The sequence below is a fragment of the Aeromonas veronii genome (assembly GCA_041319085.1).
Classification (GTDB): Bacteria; Pseudomonadota; Gammaproteobacteria; order Enterobacterales; family Aeromonadaceae; genus Aeromonas; species Aeromonas veronii_F.
The window spans coordinates 3148412-3163860 of the sequence record CP101033.1 but is presented as its reverse complement, the minus strand read 5'-3'; the positions used below and the strand labels follow the sequence as shown (position 1 = coordinate 3163860).

Here is a 15449-nt window from a genome sequence, read left to right as displayed (position 1 = left end):
TATAGACAGGCATAGCCTCCGGGCGTTGAGACGAGACGAGCGATCAGACCGAGGGGATTCGATGGGGTGGCAGATCAACGCCCACAACGTGCAGCCCCTGCATCTTGAGGGTGCCCTGATAGTGGCTCTCGCCATCGCTGGAGAATTCAAACTGATAGTGGGTCAGCAGACGTAGGGGATTGCGGGCCAGCTCTCGCCGATGGCGGGCCAGCGACAGCAGTTGCAGATCATGGTGCTGGCAGTAGCGGCGCATATATTGCCAGGCCACTTCTGCCTGTTGGCGTTGCAGCCAGAACAGGCCGGCAACGGCAATCAGCAACAAAATTCCGAGCATCTCTCCCATAGGCGGGCTTCCTTATCGTGATGTCGATAACCGGGAGTCCTGCTCGGTCCTCCCGATCTCCTTTTCTATTTCCCGCCGTGTTGCCTCGTGGCGTGAGGCGAGGGATCAGGCCGAGGCAAACAGACGACCGATGGCCTTGCCCAGCGCATCGCTGCGGTCGGGGTCGCGCAGTCTGGCCAGCATATCATTGCGCAGGGCCGGTAAAGTGACCAACTCGGCAAAAACCTGATTGAAGAACTGGGTCGGTTGCAAGGCGAGCTGTTCCAGATAGTGGCTGAGCAGATTGGCATCTTTCAGATCGGGCCAGAGCCGACCGGCGATGGCGAGCAGCAGCGCCGGGCTCGGCTGGGTTTGCAGCAGGGTCAGCAGCTTGTTGCTGCGCAGCGTGCTGCCGGGGCAGGAGGCCATGGCGCGGCAGAGATAGGCCAGGGTCTCAGGGTTGGGGGCGGCGCACTCCTGCTCCTTGCCGATCCGCTCAAGCAGGGCACCTTGTACTGCCGGCGGCAGCGGGGCGTTTTCAAGGCTCTGGCAGAGGGCATAGAGCGGCTCTTGCGGCAGCTTGGGCAGCGCCTTGCAGATCAGCGCCAGATTGCGCTCATCATGCAGCCGCTCGGCCAGATCGGCAAAGCCCTGCAGCCCCAGCGTCTGCCAACCGGTGTCGTTGGGGGCGGCCAGATAGTGGCAGAGGGCATCGTAATAGGCAGAAGGGGCCTGCTCCAACTGGCGCGCCAGCTTGGCGTGCAGACTGGCCATTTTGGCCTCTGCCGGGCGGAAGGTGTAGGGATTGTCGGCCAAGCGCTGGGCTTTTTCCTCATTCAGATCACCGGTGAGCTTGTAGCCCAGGGTCTCGACCACCTGATCCATGAACAACTTGGGGCCGTTTGACATCAGCAGGCCGCGCTCATCGAGGGCAAACTTGAGGAACCAGAGGTAGTGGCGAGACTCGCTCGGCTGGAAGAAGTGCACACCCAGCCAGGCGTGCTGTTGTAGCGGCCAGGGGTAGGGCTCCTGCTGCTGTTCGATGCGGACAAAGGTATCGTTTGCCAGTGGCCGCACCTGGCGGCCCATGTCAAACAGCTGGAACTGGGTGCCAGCCTGAGTCAGAAATTCGGTCAAGGTATTGATGGCGTTCGGCGTCGCAGACATGGTGAGATCCGGCTAAGGGTGATGCGGGCCGATTATAAGGCCCTTGCCGAGGATAGCCAGTGGCAGCAGACGCGCGCTGTGGCAGATATCAACATGGCAGCCATGCGGGGGGAGGTGTATAGTATCGCCCTTTTTTAACGGCGGCAGGCTGCACTGGCTGCCGTGTATGTCGATAGAACCGGCTGAACCGCCGGTGCTGTGCGACTGAATGTATCGGTATCCTGGCTGACCCTGTCGGGTCGGCGGATCAATCTGTGGTTATGAGGAAGAGAGCGAGATGAATCAATATTTGCTGGTAGCTGGCCTGTTGGGGGAACTCACCGCCGAGTTGCAGCGCCTCGAGCGCTGGCAAGCTGACCATCCCGGTGACGACGCCCTGGCAAGTACCCTGCCCTTTTGTGTCGATACCCTGAGCTTTGATCAGTGGCTGCAGTTCGTGCTGATCCCGCGCATGGAGCAACTGGTGATGTTGCAGGCGCCGTTGCCCACCAGCGTCTCCCTCTATCCCATGGCCAGCGAAGTGTACAAAGAGCAGCTGGCCGAGGTGGAAGCGCTGCTGCGGCTGATCGCCCGATTCGATCTGCTGCTCTCCGGCAAAGTGATCGAACAATGATGCCAGCGCAAACCCGAGAAGAGAGTGACCTGAAGCTGACCTTGCTCTATCAGGATGAGTGGCTGGTGGCGGTCAACAAGCCCTCCGGTCTGCTGGTGCACCGCAGCTGGCTCGACAAGGGTGAGACTCGTTTTGCCATGCAGATGACCCGGGATCTCATCGGCGGCCGCCATGTCTATCCGGTGCATCGCCTCGACCGTCCTACCTCCGGCGTGCTGTTGTTTGCGCTCGATCCGGTGATTGCCCGCGCACTGACTGAAGCCTTTACCCAACGTCAGGTGCACAAGGAGTACCTGGCATTGGTGCGCGGCTGGGCACCCGAGCAGGGGGTGATCGACTATCCCCTCAAGGAGCAGCTGGACAAGATTGCCGATGCCATGAGTAACCCGGATCGTCCGGCGCAGGATGCCGTCACCACTTTCCGTCGCCTGCATCAGGTCGAGCTGCCTCATGCTGTCTCCAAGAAGCACCCCACCAGTCGCTACAGCCTGGTCAGATTGTTCCCGAAGACCGGCCGCAAGCATCAGCTGCGCCGTCATATGGATCACCTGTTCCACCCCATTGTCGGGGATACCACCCACGGCGATGGCCGTCACAACCGCTTCTTTCGCGACCACTTTGGCTGTGAACGGCTGCTGCTGGTGGCCCGCACCCTGAGCTTTACCCATCCGGTGCTCAAGGTGCCGATGCGGATCCAGGCGCCGCTCGGTCAGGATGTGCTACGGCTGTTTGCCGAGCTGGGCTGGCCCGCCAGCGAGAGCGACTACTAAGCGCCTGATCCTCAGCCCTGAACCGGTGGCATCTGACGCCATCTTGCTGATAGAGTTGCTAAAAAGAGTGACTCAAGCAGGGAGAGGAGAATGGCGCAGATCGATATCGTGGTAGGAACTGTCTATGGCGCAGCCATGCTGGTGGCCGAGACCCTGGTAGATGAGCTGGAACGCAAGGGGCATCACTGCACCCTGCACGAAGAAGCACGGCTGGTGGACATCGACCCCGGCCGTTTTTTATTGCTGGTCAGTGCCACCACAGGGCAGGGGGACATTCCTCCCAATCTGCAGCCCTTTGCCAGCGAGCTGGCCGACAAGGCCCCCTGGCTCAAAGGGCTGCGTTATACCCTGATTGCCATGGGAGACAGTAGCTATGACCATTTTTGTGGTGCGGGCCGTCGGCTGGACGGATTGCTGCAAGAGCTGGGGGCCACGCGAGTGATTCCCCCGCTGGAGCTGGATGCCACCGTGCACGATGAACCCGAACAGGTGGCACTCAGCTGGCTGAAAAAGTGGGATATTCAGCCCTGAATATTCTCTGAAATAGAGCCATATCAATCCCCTGCTCCTTAACCGGCAGGGGATTGTTATTGGCATAAACGCCATCTTATGCCGATCCGCTTAAGTGAACCGCATTGTGCCAACGTGGGGACTTCATCAGCATTCTTGATGGCGATGGCGGGGATGATCTTGAGCGCGGAGAGTTGCTCACACCATGTGGATATGGGCAGTCTCGTTGGTGGAGTGATCAGGCGTCATGTGGGGTGGCATTGCCGTCAAGGGGATGATGGCGCCACGGTGCTGAATAACGGTGCTGGCCAGCTGGTGGGCATAATGCGCCGAGTCGGCCAGGGATTGCCCTGCTAGTCTGGCGGCAAGGTAACCTGCGCTGAACGAGTCGCCGGCTGCGGTCGTGTCAAGCACACGCTCTTTTGCCAGCGCGACGGCGGGCACTTCGCAGTGGTATGCCTGTTTGACGATGAGACAGGGCTCGGCACCGCGCTTGATGACGATCTCTTCGACACCCAGCTCGCGAGTGCGGGTCAGACATTGGGCCTCTTCGCTGTCGCCCCACAGGGCGAACTCATCATCCAGGGTCAGGAAGGCAATATCGGTCAAGGCCAGCATGGCGCGATAAGCTTGCCTGGCCGCTTCCTGGCTCTCCCACAGTCGCGGTCGATAGTTGTTGTCAAAAGCGATCCGGACGCCAGTCGCACGGCACTCGGCCAGCCGCTGTAGCAGGGTCTGGCGATCCTCTGCGGACAAGATGGCGAGGCTGATGCCACTAAGATAGAGGTAGTCAAATGCCTGCAACTGGCGGCATATCTCGCCGCTCTGTGGGGTCTGCAGCCAGTAACGGGCCGCTGCGTTGTTGCGCCAGTAGTGGAAGGTGCGCTCCCCGAGTTCGTCGGTCTCGATGAGGTAGAGGCCGGGCAGTTTGTGGTCGAGTCGTTGTACCAGCTCTGTGTGTACGCCTTCCTGTTGCCAGTGGGCCAGCATGGCACTGCTCATGTGATCTGTGCCCAACGCACTGACATAGTGTACGGCGACATCCGGGTTGGCGCGTGTCAGATAGACGGCAGTATTGAGGGTGTCCCCTCCGAAGTGGCGCACTATGCCATCCCGGTTTTCGGACAACTCAATCATACACTCGCCAATGACGGCAACTTTGATAGACATACGTTTTCTCGCTGAATTCGTGTTGGTAATACAATCATTTTATTTATTTTTGATTTGATTTAAATAAATTGAAACACAATTTCATTAAATTGTGACGATGGTCTTGTGTCTGGATATGATCACGACTCTCTTGTCGCGAAGGTTGGGTGTTTATCAGCGGGAAAGAGGGCTCGGCAGGGACATGAGGTCAGCGAGCCTGAGTTGGCAGGGGGTCATGTGAGAATTCAATGGTGCGAGAATGTGAGTAATCGCACATATTATTATTATTATTTAATGAGTTACCCCTGTTGGGGTTGCTGAAGCTATGACTATCAGCGTATTTCAAATACAATGAAACAATAAATCATTTTTTGTAAGGAGATATGTCTGTGCTAGATAACTCACCCGATTCAGTCTCATCAGTGCTCAAGGTGTTTGGCATTCTACAGGCACTCGGGGAACAAAAAGAGATCGGGGTGACGGAGCTCTCCCAGCGCATCATGATGTCCAAAAGCACCGTCTACCGCTTTTTGCAAACCATGAAGACCCTAGGATATGTCTCTCAGGAGGGGGATACCGACAAATATGTCCTCAGTCTGAGACTGTTCGAACTCGGGGCCAAGGCGCTGGAGCACCAAGATCTGGTCAAGATCGCCGATGAGCAGATGTACCGTCTTGGCAAGCTGACCAAAGAGACACTGCATCTGGGGACCCTGGATGAAGACAGCATCGTCTATCTGCACAAAATCGACTCCGAATACAATTTGCGAATGTATTCTCGCATTGGCCGCCGTCGCCCGCTATACAGTACCGGTCTTGGCAAGGTGATGATGGCTTGGCGGCCCGAAACCGAGGTGCGTGCCATGCTGGCGGATGTCACTTTCGAGCGTTTCACCGAGCACACACTGAAGGATATCGATGAGCTGCTGGTGGAGCTGGCGCAGGTACGGGAACAGGGTTACGCCGAAGACAGGGAAGAGATGGAGCATGGTTTACGCTGCTTCGCCGCGCCCATCTACAACCGCATGGGACGGATCATCGCGGGGCTCTCCCTGTCGCTGCCCCTGGTGCGTTTCCATGAAGAAAACAAGGAGACGCTGGTGGCCCAACTGCACGATGCTGCCGCCAAGATCTCTGACAGTTTGGGTTTTCACAGTTATCCGTTCGGAAACAAGCAATAAGCACGAATGAGGTTTATCTGTCGTGAAAAGAGCAGGCTTGGCCTGCTCTTTTTTCATCTGTGGGTGCCGATGGCTAATACCAGAAGCAGGCTTTCGCCCGCATCGTCAGGCATTTTGCGGGGCCGCCCGGTAGAGTTTGAAGATGGTGTGGCTGTTGATGACGAAGAAGATGCTCTCCTGCAAGATGCCACCTATGGATCCCGCCCAGATATTGTGGCTCAGCCAGCAGATGGTACTACTTAACATACACAGTCTCAGCGCAATACCGTTGAGACGAAACAGGGCATAGGTGCTCAGAGTGGTGCCGATCAGCGTCAGTATCTGTACCGGATGGGTCATTTGAGGGATCACCAGCAGCCAGGCCAGCGTTAGGAACAGCAGCATGACGCCGATCCCTCGATAGTAACCCGATACCCAATTGCGCACCGCACAAAGTAAGCAGTTGATGGCGGCCACGGAAGAGCCCAGCAGCAGGAAGTGCAGACTCATCAGAGTGCCGTTGAGCGTCAGGTGGAGTCTGAGCTTGTTGTCCTGGCGCTGCATGAAGGCCACAGTACCAACGAGACAGGCCAACAGCCCCACTGACTGGGCAAACCAATCACTAGCGAAAAACATCTTACTCTCCAGTCAGGGGAGAATGACAAAAGGCGCCTTGCGGCGCCTCATTAAACGGTATTGGATTTAGCGTGCCAGCCAGCCGCCATCAACGGCAACTGTGTATCCATTGATGTAGTCAGAGGCGGCGGAGGCCAGGAATACCACAGGCCCCATCATGTCGTCTGGTACACCCCAACGCCCAGCCGGGATCCGCTCCAGAATGGCGGCATTGCGATCTTCATCGGCCCGCAGGGCAGTCGTGTTGTTGGTAGCCATGTAGCCTGGGGCGATGGCGTTAACGTTGATCCCCTTGTTGCCCCATTCGTTGGCCAGTAAGCGAGTGATGCCCATGACGCCGCTTTTGGAGGCGGTATAAGAAGGCACGCGGATCCCGCCCTGATAAGAGAGCATCGAAGCGATGTTGACAATCTTGCCGCCGTTGCCTTGAGCGATAAACTGTCTGGCCACTGCCTGGGACATGAAGAAGACGCTTTTGATGTTGATATTCATCACATCGTCCCAATCTTTTTCGCTGAAATTGATCGCATCTTCCCGGCGAATGATACCCGCATTGTTTACCAGTACGTCCACGTGACCGAAGTGTGAAACTGCTTGGTCTACCAGCGCGGGCAAGTTTTCCACCTTACTGACGTCGGCTTTCAGGCTTAAAAAGCGGCGGCCGATAGCTTCAACTTTGGCGATGGTCTCGGTCGGTTCGACGATGTTAATACCAACGATGTCGCAGCCTGCCTGGGCGAGTCCCAGAGCCATGCCCTGACCCAGTCCGGTATCACAACCGGTGACGATGGCAACCTTACCTTTCAGATCGAATGCGTTAAGAATCATGTTTTTTCCTTTAAGCACAGAATGAGTATGCTTTCTTTGTTGTGATGAGCAGGGCGCGATGACGCGCCCCGTAAGGCGAATTATCAGTACTAGCGCAGGTCTTTAACTGCGAGATGGTCCATATCACCGAACACTTGGTTCTCACCGACCATGCCCCAAATGAAGGTGTAGGCCTGAGTACCCACACCTGAGTGGATGGACCAGCTCGGTGAGATGACAGCTTGTTCGTTGTGTACCAGCAGGTGACGGGTTTCATCTGGTTTGCCCATCATGTGGAACACCGCGGCCTCTTCTTGCATGTTGAAGTAGAAGTAGACCTCCATGCGGCGCTCGTGGGTGTGGCAGGGCATGGTGTTCCACAGGCTGCCCTCTTCCAGCTGGGTCATGCCCATCACCAGTTGGCAGGTCGGCAGCACGTCAGGTACCAGATACTTGTAGATGGTGCGACGGTTGCTGGTGGATGCATCGCCCAACGTGGCTGGAGAGGCCTGACCCTGGGTAACCTTGCGGGTGGGGTAGTGGGTGTGGGCGGGCGCGCTGTTGTAGTAGAACTTGGCCGGCTGAGTCGCGGACACGCTGGCAAAGCTGAGCTCACGGGCTCCTTGTCCTACATAAAGTGCTTCTGCATGACCGATCTCATAGGTGGTGCCATCGACCACGATCACACCGGGTCCCCCGATATTGATCAGTCCCAGCTCGCGGCGTTCGAGGAAGTAGCTTACTCCAAATGCAGTGCCAAGATCGCTAGAGAAGGCAAGTGGCGCCTGACCCGGCATGATACCGCCGAATACGATCCGGTCGATGTGGCTGTAGGTCATCGTCAGTTCGTTGGGAACAAACACCTGTTCAACCAGAAACTCGCGGCGTAGCCCTTGGGTGTCCAGTTGTTTGGCGTGGTCGCTGTGGATACTCTGACGAATTTGCATATTGAACCTCAATTCTTGGTCATTGTTGGTGTTCATGACGCGTCATGAACACCCTTTGATGTGGAAACAATAGCAAAACAAAAAAACGCGATCAAATTAAAGTGAAACTACGTTTCATGTTTTGTGATGTAGATTGTGAAATTGCTCTGTTCGTCAGACACCCCTTTCACTTTATGGGCTCTGAGCCGTGGATAGACCGCATTTCCCGACGAGCGCTTAGAGACAAGATGATGCCCGCTAGTAGTACTGCCAGCGCGATCAGGCCATGCAGGTAGTTTGTTGTGAGCAAGAACAGGGGGGCGATCAGGATCGAGAGCAGTAGTAACAGTCGGCCAAGCAGCAGGGTCTGCTGTGGATTGCCAAGCGTTATCTCGGAGGGCCGCAGGGGCCTTTTGAGATTGGCAAAAAATTGAGCCACCTGACGAGCGCGGTGAGGGGGGTACCCTTGTGGTTGATACCAGAGACGAGTGAGCAAGAAAAAGCCGCAGGTCACAACCAGGTGAGCCAGCACCGTCACGGCAAATGTCAGATCGGTTACCTCCCGCGGGGTGAGCTCTGCGCCACCCAGCCAGGTGGGGAGGTGGGTGGGGTGAAAGCCAAGATGGAGGCTAGTTGAGACGATCGCACCGACCAATACGGTACTCCATCCCGCCCAATCCGGAGTGCGGCGTACGATCACGGCTAGCAAGGCTGGAATGGTCAGTGGCATTTGGATCAGGGAGCTAATGGCCATAACCAGTTCGAAGAAACCGATCGAGTCTTGCTGCGCGATGACCCAGGCCAGCACGGTTGCAAGCAGGCCATTGAGCAGGGTTACCCAGCGCCCGGCTTTGAGCAGATGGGCATCACTGTGATGGGGGGCTTGGTAGATGTTGCGGATAAAGATCCCGGCATTGCGATTGAGTGCGGTACTCATGGGTGAGATGGTGGCCGCCAGCATGGCTGCCAGCGCCAGTCCAAGGGTGCCCGCTGGCATCATATGGCTGACGAAGTACAGGTAGGCACCATTGATCGCTTGAGCACCCAGTTGAGGATAGCTGCTATTAAGATCGACCCCTTGGCCAGCGCTGAACCAGGGGGGAATGAACCACATCACAGGCCCTATGATGAACAGTACGCCAGCCAGTCGCGCCGCCTTGCGGGCATCCGGTTCATTACGAGTGACCAGGAAGCGGTAGCAGGCGTTGGCATTGTTGGTCGAAACCGTCTGTTGCAGCAACACCATGGCAACCCATCCCAACAGTAGAGAGCTGTGTGATATGTCGCTGCCCTGCCAGAAATTGCCAGGAAAGTGGCTGATGAGTGGGCCAGGACCGCCTGCGAGCCAGAGGGCATAGGCCCCCGTGATCAGGGTAATGGCCAAGATCAGCACCAGCTGGATGACATTGGTGGCATTGACGGCCCAGGCGCCGCCGCTGGCAGAAATAAGGGTGATGGAGAGACCGGTTACCAACAGGGTGGGGGCGATGCTAATGCCGCTGATGGCCGAGATGATATAGGCCAGCCCGTTGAGCCAGATGGCCGCCGTCAAGGTGGAGAGTGGAAACTGTAGCCAAGTAAAGAGACGTTCAGTCGGGCGGCCGAAGCGCTGGGCAATGATATCCATCGGGGTTTCTACCCGCAATTTTCGGTAACGGGCCGCGAAGAAACGAGCCGCGATGAAAAAGCCCAGCGCATTGCCCCAAAACAGGGCCAGGATGGTGGCGCCGTCAGTGAACGCCTTGCCTGCCGCACCGGTGAAGGTCCACGCTGAAAATTGGGTCATGAAGGCGGTGGCCCCGGCCATCCACCAGGGCATGGCATTGCCTCCATTGATAAAGTGGCGGCTGTTGAGAGCGAACCGGCGAAAACCTAATGCCGCCAGTACGATAAAGATAAAGTAGCCGATGACGATGGCAAAATCGATGAACTCCATGGCAGTTGGCCTGCTTGCAGTAAAAGAGAGGAAGGGGTGGCACTGTGGTCGTGCTAACGAAAAAGGGCGCCTTTGGAAAGGCGCCACAAAAAATGGGTTTAGTAATGGATCATGATGTTGAGTGGCTTGCCATGCTTGGTTTGAGTATGGTTTTTGCCTGCGGTGCGCTGCTCGCACTGCGCTTAAGCAGATAACCGACCAACAGGATGGCGCCTGCACAGGTGGCGAACAGCAGCCGGCCCCAGAGTGGGTTGGGCAGCAGAACCATAAGCATCAGACCTGCGCCCATCATCAAGGTGATATGACCCAGCTTGCTGCGCTGCAGACGGTCAAACTCATCCTGCTCATCATCGGCGACGACCGGGGTCTCGACATCCTGGAAGAAATCAGCCGTACGCTTGAGCTCTTCTGCCGTGAAGGACTCCTCTTTATAGAAGAGGCTGGTCGCCCAGAAGAAGCCGCCGGTCAGGACCAGGTGGGCCGCTACCGTCATGGTAGTGGTCAGCTCAGACAGTTCACGCTTGGTCAGCTCCACGCCAAACAGGCCGGCAGCCCACTGGGCGGTGAACACATTCATCACCAGCCAGGAGACAAACATACCGAAGCAGACTGTGCCCCAAGCTGCCCATTTCGGGGTTTTACGAATGAAGACACCAAAGAAGAGCGGCACCAGCATGGGGGATTGCAGCAAGGTGGCGACGCGCATGGTCAGATCAAACAGACTCAGTCCTTTGAGTTGGGCAAACAACTGGGCAATGAGGATCACCAGAATACCGTTGATCAGCGTTACCCCCTGGCTCAGACGCAGCACGCTGGTCTCGCTCATGGGTTTGTTGCGGCAAATGATCGGTGCCCAGAAGCTGCGCACAAAGATACCGGCGTTACGGCAAAGGGCGGAGTCCATAGAGGACATGGTCGCGGCAAACAGACCGGCTACCAGCAGACCGATGGTGCCCAGTGGCATGTACTTCTCGGCAAACACCAGATAGACAGCATCGCTTGCTTTGTTACCCAGCTCTGCGTGAGAGGCGGCGGCGTCCGGTACCAGGATGGCCATAGCCCAGGGCGGGATGAACCAAATCAGGGTGCCACAGACCATTAAGCCCATCGCCAGCAGTGCCGCTTTACGGGCATTGTTGGAATCCTTGGCGTTGAGGAAGCGGTAAGAGTCCTGGATGTTATTGATGCTCTGCATCTGCTTGACGATGAAGAACAGGAAGGAGCCAACCAGCAGCACGCCGTAGTTCATGTCCGGCCCCATGATGAAGTCGGTCGGGAACTTGGTGATGATCTCGCTCGGGCCACCAACGGCAAAGAGGGCTACCGCGGCGCAGGCCACTGAGATAACGGCGACGACCAGGGTTTGTACAAAGTCACTGGCGACCACGCCCCAGGCTCCACTTAACATGGAGATAAGCAGTACAGAGAGACCGGTTACCCAGATAGTGGTGGTCATGTCATAGCCAAACACGGCACCCACAAAGATGGCCAGGCCGTTCAACCAGACACCGCCACTGAGGATGCTCAGAGGAATGATCGCCCAGGTGAAAAATTGCTCGTTTCCTTTGCCAAAGCGACGATTGACCGCTTCGGTAGGGGTATCCACTCGCATCTGGCGGAAGCGATGGCTGAACCACCAGTAAGAGAGGATGTAAGCTGCGATATTGCCAAGAAACACAAAGGTAACAGCAAAACCATCGTTAAACGCTTTACCGGCCGCACCGGTGAAGGTCCAGGCCGAGAATTGGGTCATGAACGCGGTCGCCCCCACCATCCACCAAAGCATGCGGCCACCACCACGGAAGTAGTCACTGGCTGATTTGCTCGCCATTTTCTTGAAGGCAACACTGATGAGGATCATCAGTATGAAATAGCCTCCCACCACCAACATATCTGTATTCATAGGTTCACTCACTCAGGTCAATTCAGGGTAATCCTATCCTCATCAGGAAAGTGATGAGTTGCCGATAGGTGCATCTTTAAAAATTTCTAGGAAACTTAAAACAAGATGCCTCATTTTAGAAACGCCGTTCCAAAAAAAAGGTGATGAGATTCCCAAAACGTTAATGATGACATTTGACATGCTGCAAATTGAGATATTGATCTGATTTTTAAAAGGCAATTCATTTTTCTCTTGCATGATGGTGTGTGGATGTGGCAGCGCATGATAAGGCTTTTCTTGCGAGGTAAGATGAAGGTTTGCGCACTATCACAAAAAATGAAATATCATTTCATTTGTTTTGACGCGTGCGTTTTTAGTAATAAAATAGCGGCTTACCTGAAGGGGGGGCCTATGACTGTCAAAATTGCCGTGATTGGTGAATGTATGGTTGAGCTGGCAGAGCACAGCAAAGGCATCGTGCGTGGTTTTGGAGGGGATACCCTCAATACGGCGGTGTATCTGCGTCGCGCTAACCCATCGTTAGCGGTGCACTATGTTACTGCTTTGGGGGGCGATAGCATGAGTAGTGACATGCTGACCCAGTGGCAAGCAGAGGGAATCTATACCGATCTGGTGCAGCGCAGGGCAGACAAGTTGCCTGGACTCTATCTGATTGAAACCGATGAAACCGGGGAGCGTACATTCCACTATTGGCGCAACGATGCCGCCGCCCGTTACTGGCTGCAAAGTGAGCAGACCGACGCGGTGTGTGAGCGTCTGGTCGCAATGGATTATCTCTATCTGAGCGGCATCACCCTGGCGATTTTGCCGGCCGCCGATCGCATGCGTTTACTGACGCTGCTAGATACTTGCCGTGCCCGTGGCGGCAAGGTGGTGTTTGACAACAACTATCGTCCGCGCCTGTGGGAAGATCTCGACACGGCCCAGCACTGGTATCGCGAGGTGATGAAGCGCACCGATATCGCCTTCCTCACCTTTGATGACGAGCTGGCCCTGTGGGGCGAGCATGGCGAGCTTGCCTGCATCGAGCGCAGCCGCGAATGGGGCGTGAGCGAAATTGTCATCAAGCGGGGTGGCGAGCCCTGCATGGTGATCACTGCCGCCGAGCCGCTGCTGGTGGCTGCCGAGCCGCTCAAGGCCGAACAGATCGTCGATACCACCGCGGCCGGTGACTCGTTCAGTGCCGGATACCTGGCGATTCGCCTGGCTGGCGGCTCACCCGAACAGTCCGCCCGTTATGCCCACCAGTTGGCGGGCACCGTAATTCAGCATCGTGGCGCCATCATTGCCAAGGCCCTGATGCCCACTTCACCTGTTTCTGTAGCATGAGGAATGACATGTCCACTCTGGTTGAAAGACTCTCCGAGCTCAAAATCATCCCCGTCATCGCCATCAAGAATGCCGATGATGCCGTAGCACTGGGCCGCGCCCTGATTGAAGGCGGCATGCCGAGCGCCGAGATCACCTTCCGTACTCCGGCGGCCGCCCAGGCCATTCGCAACCTGCGCGCCGAGTTCCCCGACATGGTGATTGGTGCCGGTACCGTGCTGACCACTGCGCAAGTCGACGAAGCCATCGAGGCCGGTGTCGATTTCGTGGTCAGCCCCGGTTTTAACCCCACCACAGTGCGTTACTGCCAGCAGCGCGGCATGCCGATTGTGCCGGGCGTCAACAACCCGAGTCTGGTCGAGCAGGCCATGGAGATGGGTCTGAAGACCCTCAAGTTCTTCCCGGCGGAGCCCTCCGGTGGCGTGGCCATGCTCAAGGCGCTGAGCGCTGTGTATCCGGTCAAGTTTATGCCGACCGGTGGCGTGAGCCCGCAAAACATCAAGCAGTACCTGGGCCTTGGCTCCGTGTTTGCGTGCGGGGGCACCTGGATGGTGCCAGGCGATCTGATCGATGCTGGCGAGTGGGACACCATCCGCGAACTGGCCCGCGAAGCCATGGCCGCCCTGTAACAGGAGAGCAAGATGTTTGTATTTAATGACAAGATCGAGATGGACGATCTCGGTAACGGTGTAAAGCGCAAGATCCTGGCCCACGGTGGCACCATGATGGGCGTTGAGGTGCATTTTGAAACCGGCGCGATCGGTCCTTTGCATCAGCACCCCCATGAGCAGTTGACCTATGTGCTCTCCGGCGAGTTTGACTTCACCATCGATGGCGTGACCCATCTGGTCAAGGCTGGCGACACCCTCTATAAAAAGCCAAATGTGGTGCACGGCTGTGTCTGCCGCGCCGCTGGCGTGCTGCTCGATACCTTTACGCCGCAGCGGGAAGATTTTCTCGCCGCCAAATAAGCGTTATCGCTGATTGAATTGACAGGGCGCATCTTGGATGCGCCCTGATTTTTTTCGTGTAATTCGCCTCTCGTTATTGGATGGATGAGAGGTGCTACGTTTGCCAGCCTGCCCCCGATTTTCCTCCACGTCTGCATGAGTGTAGCTACCAAGCGGCTTGTGGTACTGACACAACGGACATGAGCCTCACTAGGGTGTTGGCATCATGTTGCAAGGCCCGGTCGCGTTTACGCTGGCTGATCCTCTTTCCTCAGGTCTTTTGACGATAGTGCGTTTTTTATTGGGATTGTTGAGTTGGATCACTATTTGAAGTTTTGTGGAATATTGTTTCATTTTTATGTGTGCGAGATCTTATTTTTTATTTTTGCAATTGTTTAATATGACCCCAATAGATACAACAAACACGAAGGGTGACTTAAATGAAAGTAAGCCGTATCGCTGCGCTGACCTTGTTGGGATTGCTGGGTTCCGCCGCCACTGCACATGCTGCAACTCTTAACTATCGTCATGAATATACCCCTGATAAGGGTGAGCATAAGGATCGCGTTGCTATCAGCCATCGTCTGGCCAATGGCGTTGGTTTTGGCGCAGAAGCAAAGTGGAGAAATGAAGGGAAAGGCGAAAGTTATTTGGATTTCTTTAACAATATCAAAGCTGATGGTTCGGTCTTCACTCTTAATTACCAATATAAATTGAACGACCAATGGTCCTTCCAACCGGGTGTTCAACTTGATAGTGGAACTTCAAGATCTGATTATCAGGTATTTGTCAGAGCTGGTTATAATGTAACCAAAGATTTCTCGACCAGTCTGCGCTATCGCTGGCGTATGACAAACGAAGGTGGTCATGGTAACTATGATAAGCCACATCGTGACAATTTGACTCTTAATCTTGGCTATAAATTGACTCCCGCAATTACTGTAGGTTACGAGTTGGATTATAATGACTTGGACCGAGATGCAGCTGGAAGTAATGGTATCTATTCTGGTGGTTTTGCTAACAAGAGTAAAACTTGGGATCACAATTTGAGCCTAGGCTACAAAATCAATAAAGAATGGGAGCCGTTTGTTGAGTTTGGTTGGATCCAAGGTAATGAGCGTGGTGATACACCTGGTTACAAGGATACATATATCCCCCGCTACCGCGTTGGTCTGAAGTACAACTTCTAATCCCAATCAGCATCAATAAGGCAGCCCTTGCCACGCAGTGGCTGCCTTTATTTATTTGTGCGGTTTATTGATAAAAATAGA

Annotated in this window: 16 protein-coding genes; 8 read left to right on the top strand and 8 right to left on the bottom strand. The window is 55.6% G+C overall.

Features of this window, described 5'->3' with window-relative positions; genetic code table 11:
• Window positions 1-43: 43 nt before the first annotated feature.
• Together NMD14_14860 and NMD14_14855 are read right to left on the bottom strand one after the other, a co-directional pair.
• Window positions 44-343, bottom strand: coding sequence for a DUF3301 domain-containing protein (locus NMD14_14860; protein XEI32028.1), 300 nt, complete (start codon window positions 341-343; stop codon window positions 44-46).
• A 105-nt stretch (window positions 344-448) separates the two neighbouring features.
• Window positions 449-1489, bottom strand: coding sequence for a DUF3549 family protein (locus NMD14_14855; protein XEI32027.1), 1041 nt, complete (start codon window positions 1487-1489; stop codon window positions 449-451).
• A gap of 277 nt (window positions 1490-1766) precedes the next feature.
• On the opposite strand from NMD14_14855, the gene NMD14_14850 reads away from it, so the two are divergent.
• The 3 genes from NMD14_14850 (at window position 1767) to NMD14_14840 (ending at window position 3403) form a co-directional block, all read left to right on the top strand.
• Window positions 1767-2102, top strand: a complete 336-nt coding sequence (locus NMD14_14850) for a YqcC family protein (protein XEI32026.1) — start codon at window positions 1767-1769, stop codon at window positions 2100-2102.
• Window positions 2099-2872: a tRNA pseudouridine(65) synthase TruC gene (gene truC, locus NMD14_14845; GenBank protein XEI32025.1), complete on the top strand. Its 774-nt coding sequence runs from the start codon at window positions 2099-2101 to the stop codon at window positions 2870-2872. The genes NMD14_14850 and truC overlap by 4 nt, the downstream gene beginning before the upstream one ends.
• A gap of 90 nt (window positions 2873-2962) precedes the next feature.
• A complete protein-coding gene (locus NMD14_14840; protein XEI32024.1) occupies window positions 2963-3403 on the top strand; it encodes a flavodoxin in 441 nt (146 codons plus the stop codon).
• 177 nt (window positions 3404-3580) lie between these two features.
• Here NMD14_14840 and NMD14_14835 read toward each other — a convergent pair whose 3' ends face one another.
• Complete coding sequence (locus tag NMD14_14835) at window positions 3581-4552, bottom strand: sugar kinase (protein ID XEI32023.1); 972 nt, start codon at window positions 4550-4552, stop codon at window positions 3581-3583.
• A 362-nt stretch (window positions 4553-4914) separates the two neighbouring features.
• Here NMD14_14835 and kdgR point away from each other — a divergent pair, with 362 nt between their 5' ends.
• Window positions 4915-5712, top strand: a complete 798-nt coding sequence (gene kdgR / locus NMD14_14830; GenBank protein ID XEI32022.1) for a DNA-binding transcriptional regulator KdgR — start codon at window positions 4915-4917, stop codon at window positions 5710-5712.
• A gap of 105 nt (window positions 5713-5817) precedes the next feature.
• On the opposite strand, the gene NMD14_14825 is transcribed toward kdgR, so the two are convergent.
• From NMD14_14825 to NMD14_14805, 5 genes are all read right to left on the bottom strand, one after another.
• On the bottom strand, window positions 5818-6327 hold the full coding sequence (locus NMD14_14825; GenBank protein ID XEI32021.1) for a YgjV family protein: 510 nt from the start codon (window positions 6325-6327) through the stop codon (window positions 5818-5820).
• A 66-nt stretch (window positions 6328-6393) separates the two neighbouring features.
• Window positions 6394-7173, bottom strand: a complete 780-nt coding sequence (gene kduD / locus NMD14_14820; protein ID XEI32020.1) for a 2-dehydro-3-deoxy-D-gluconate 5-dehydrogenase KduD — start codon at window positions 7171-7173, stop codon at window positions 6394-6396.
• Window positions 7174-7244: 71 nt separating this feature from the next.
• A complete protein-coding gene (gene kduI / locus NMD14_14815; GenBank protein XEI32019.1) occupies window positions 7245-8081 on the bottom strand; it encodes a 5-dehydro-4-deoxy-D-glucuronate isomerase in 837 nt (278 codons plus the stop codon).
• 166 nt (window positions 8082-8247) lie between these two features.
• Entirely contained in the window at window positions 8248-9996 is a 1749-nt protein-coding gene (locus NMD14_14810) for a hypothetical protein (GenBank protein ID XEI32018.1), read from the bottom strand.
• 109 nt (window positions 9997-10105) lie between these two features.
• A complete protein-coding gene (locus NMD14_14805; protein ID XEI32017.1) occupies window positions 10106-11899 on the bottom strand; it encodes a hypothetical protein in 1794 nt (597 codons plus the stop codon).
• Window positions 11900-12289: 390 nt separating this feature from the next.
• On the opposite strand from NMD14_14805, the gene NMD14_14800 reads away from it, so the two are divergent.
• The 4 genes from NMD14_14800 (at window position 12290) to NMD14_14785 (ending at window position 15368) form a co-directional block, all read left to right on the top strand.
• A complete protein-coding gene (locus NMD14_14800; GenBank protein XEI32016.1) occupies window positions 12290-13228 on the top strand; it encodes a sugar kinase in 939 nt (312 codons plus the stop codon).
• 8 nt (window positions 13229-13236) lie between these two features.
• Complete coding sequence (locus tag NMD14_14795; protein ID XEI32015.1) at window positions 13237-13857, top strand: bifunctional 4-hydroxy-2-oxoglutarate aldolase/2-dehydro-3-deoxy-phosphogluconate aldolase; 621 nt, start codon at window positions 13237-13239, stop codon at window positions 13855-13857.
• 12 nt (window positions 13858-13869) lie between these two features.
• Window positions 13870-14199, top strand: a complete 330-nt coding sequence (locus NMD14_14790; GenBank protein XEI32014.1) for a cupin domain-containing protein — start codon at window positions 13870-13872, stop codon at window positions 14197-14199.
• A gap of 419 nt (window positions 14200-14618) precedes the next feature.
• Window positions 14619-15368, top strand: coding sequence for an oligogalacturonate-specific porin KdgM family protein (locus NMD14_14785; protein XEI32013.1), 750 nt, complete (start codon window positions 14619-14621; stop codon window positions 15366-15368).
• The last annotated feature ends 81 nt before the right edge of the window (window positions 15369-15449 follow it).

What these genes read in the sequence shown, in the direction of transcription:
- NMD14_14840 (XEI32024.1), top strand. Translation starts at nt 2,963, where the DNA reads ATGGCGCAGATCGATATCGTGGTAGGAACTGTCTATGGCGCAGCCATG.
- NMD14_14810 (XEI32018.1), bottom strand. Translation starts at nt 9,996, where the DNA reads ATGGAGTTCATCGATTTTGCCATCGTCATCGGCTACTTTATCTTTATC.
- NMD14_14860 (XEI32028.1), bottom strand. Translation starts at nt 343, where the DNA reads ATGGGAGAGATGCTCGGAATTTTGTTGCTGATTGCCGTTGCCGGCCTG.
- NMD14_14790 (XEI32014.1), top strand. Translation starts at nt 13,870, where the DNA reads ATGTTTGTATTTAATGACAAGATCGAGATGGACGATCTCGGTAACGGT.
- NMD14_14855 (XEI32027.1), bottom strand. Translation starts at nt 1,489, where the DNA reads ATGTCTGCGACGCCGAACGCCATCAATACCTTGACCGAATTTCTGACT.
- truC (XEI32025.1), top strand. Translation starts at nt 2,099, where the DNA reads ATGATGCCAGCGCAAACCCGAGAAGAGAGTGACCTGAAGCTGACCTTG.
- NMD14_14785 (XEI32013.1), top strand. Translation starts at nt 14,619, where the DNA reads ATGAAAGTAAGCCGTATCGCTGCGCTGACCTTGTTGGGATTGCTGGGT.
- NMD14_14805 (XEI32017.1), bottom strand. Translation starts at nt 11,899, where the DNA reads ATGAATACAGATATGTTGGTGGTGGGAGGCTATTTCATACTGATGATC.
- NMD14_14825 (XEI32021.1), bottom strand. Translation starts at nt 6,327, where the DNA reads ATGTTTTTCGCTAGTGATTGGTTTGCCCAGTCAGTGGGGCTGTTGGCC.
- NMD14_14850 (XEI32026.1), top strand. Translation starts at nt 1,767, where the DNA reads ATGAATCAATATTTGCTGGTAGCTGGCCTGTTGGGGGAACTCACCGCC.
- kdgR (XEI32022.1), top strand. Translation starts at nt 4,915, where the DNA reads ATGTCTGTGCTAGATAACTCACCCGATTCAGTCTCATCAGTGCTCAAG.
- NMD14_14800 (XEI32016.1), top strand. Translation starts at nt 12,290, where the DNA reads ATGACTGTCAAAATTGCCGTGATTGGTGAATGTATGGTTGAGCTGGCA.
- kduI (XEI32019.1), bottom strand. Translation starts at nt 8,081, where the DNA reads ATGCAAATTCGTCAGAGTATCCACAGCGACCACGCCAAACAACTGGAC.
- NMD14_14795 (XEI32015.1), top strand. Translation starts at nt 13,237, where the DNA reads ATGTCCACTCTGGTTGAAAGACTCTCCGAGCTCAAAATCATCCCCGTC.
- NMD14_14835 (XEI32023.1), bottom strand. Translation starts at nt 4,552, where the DNA reads ATGTCTATCAAAGTTGCCGTCATTGGCGAGTGTATGATTGAGTTGTCC.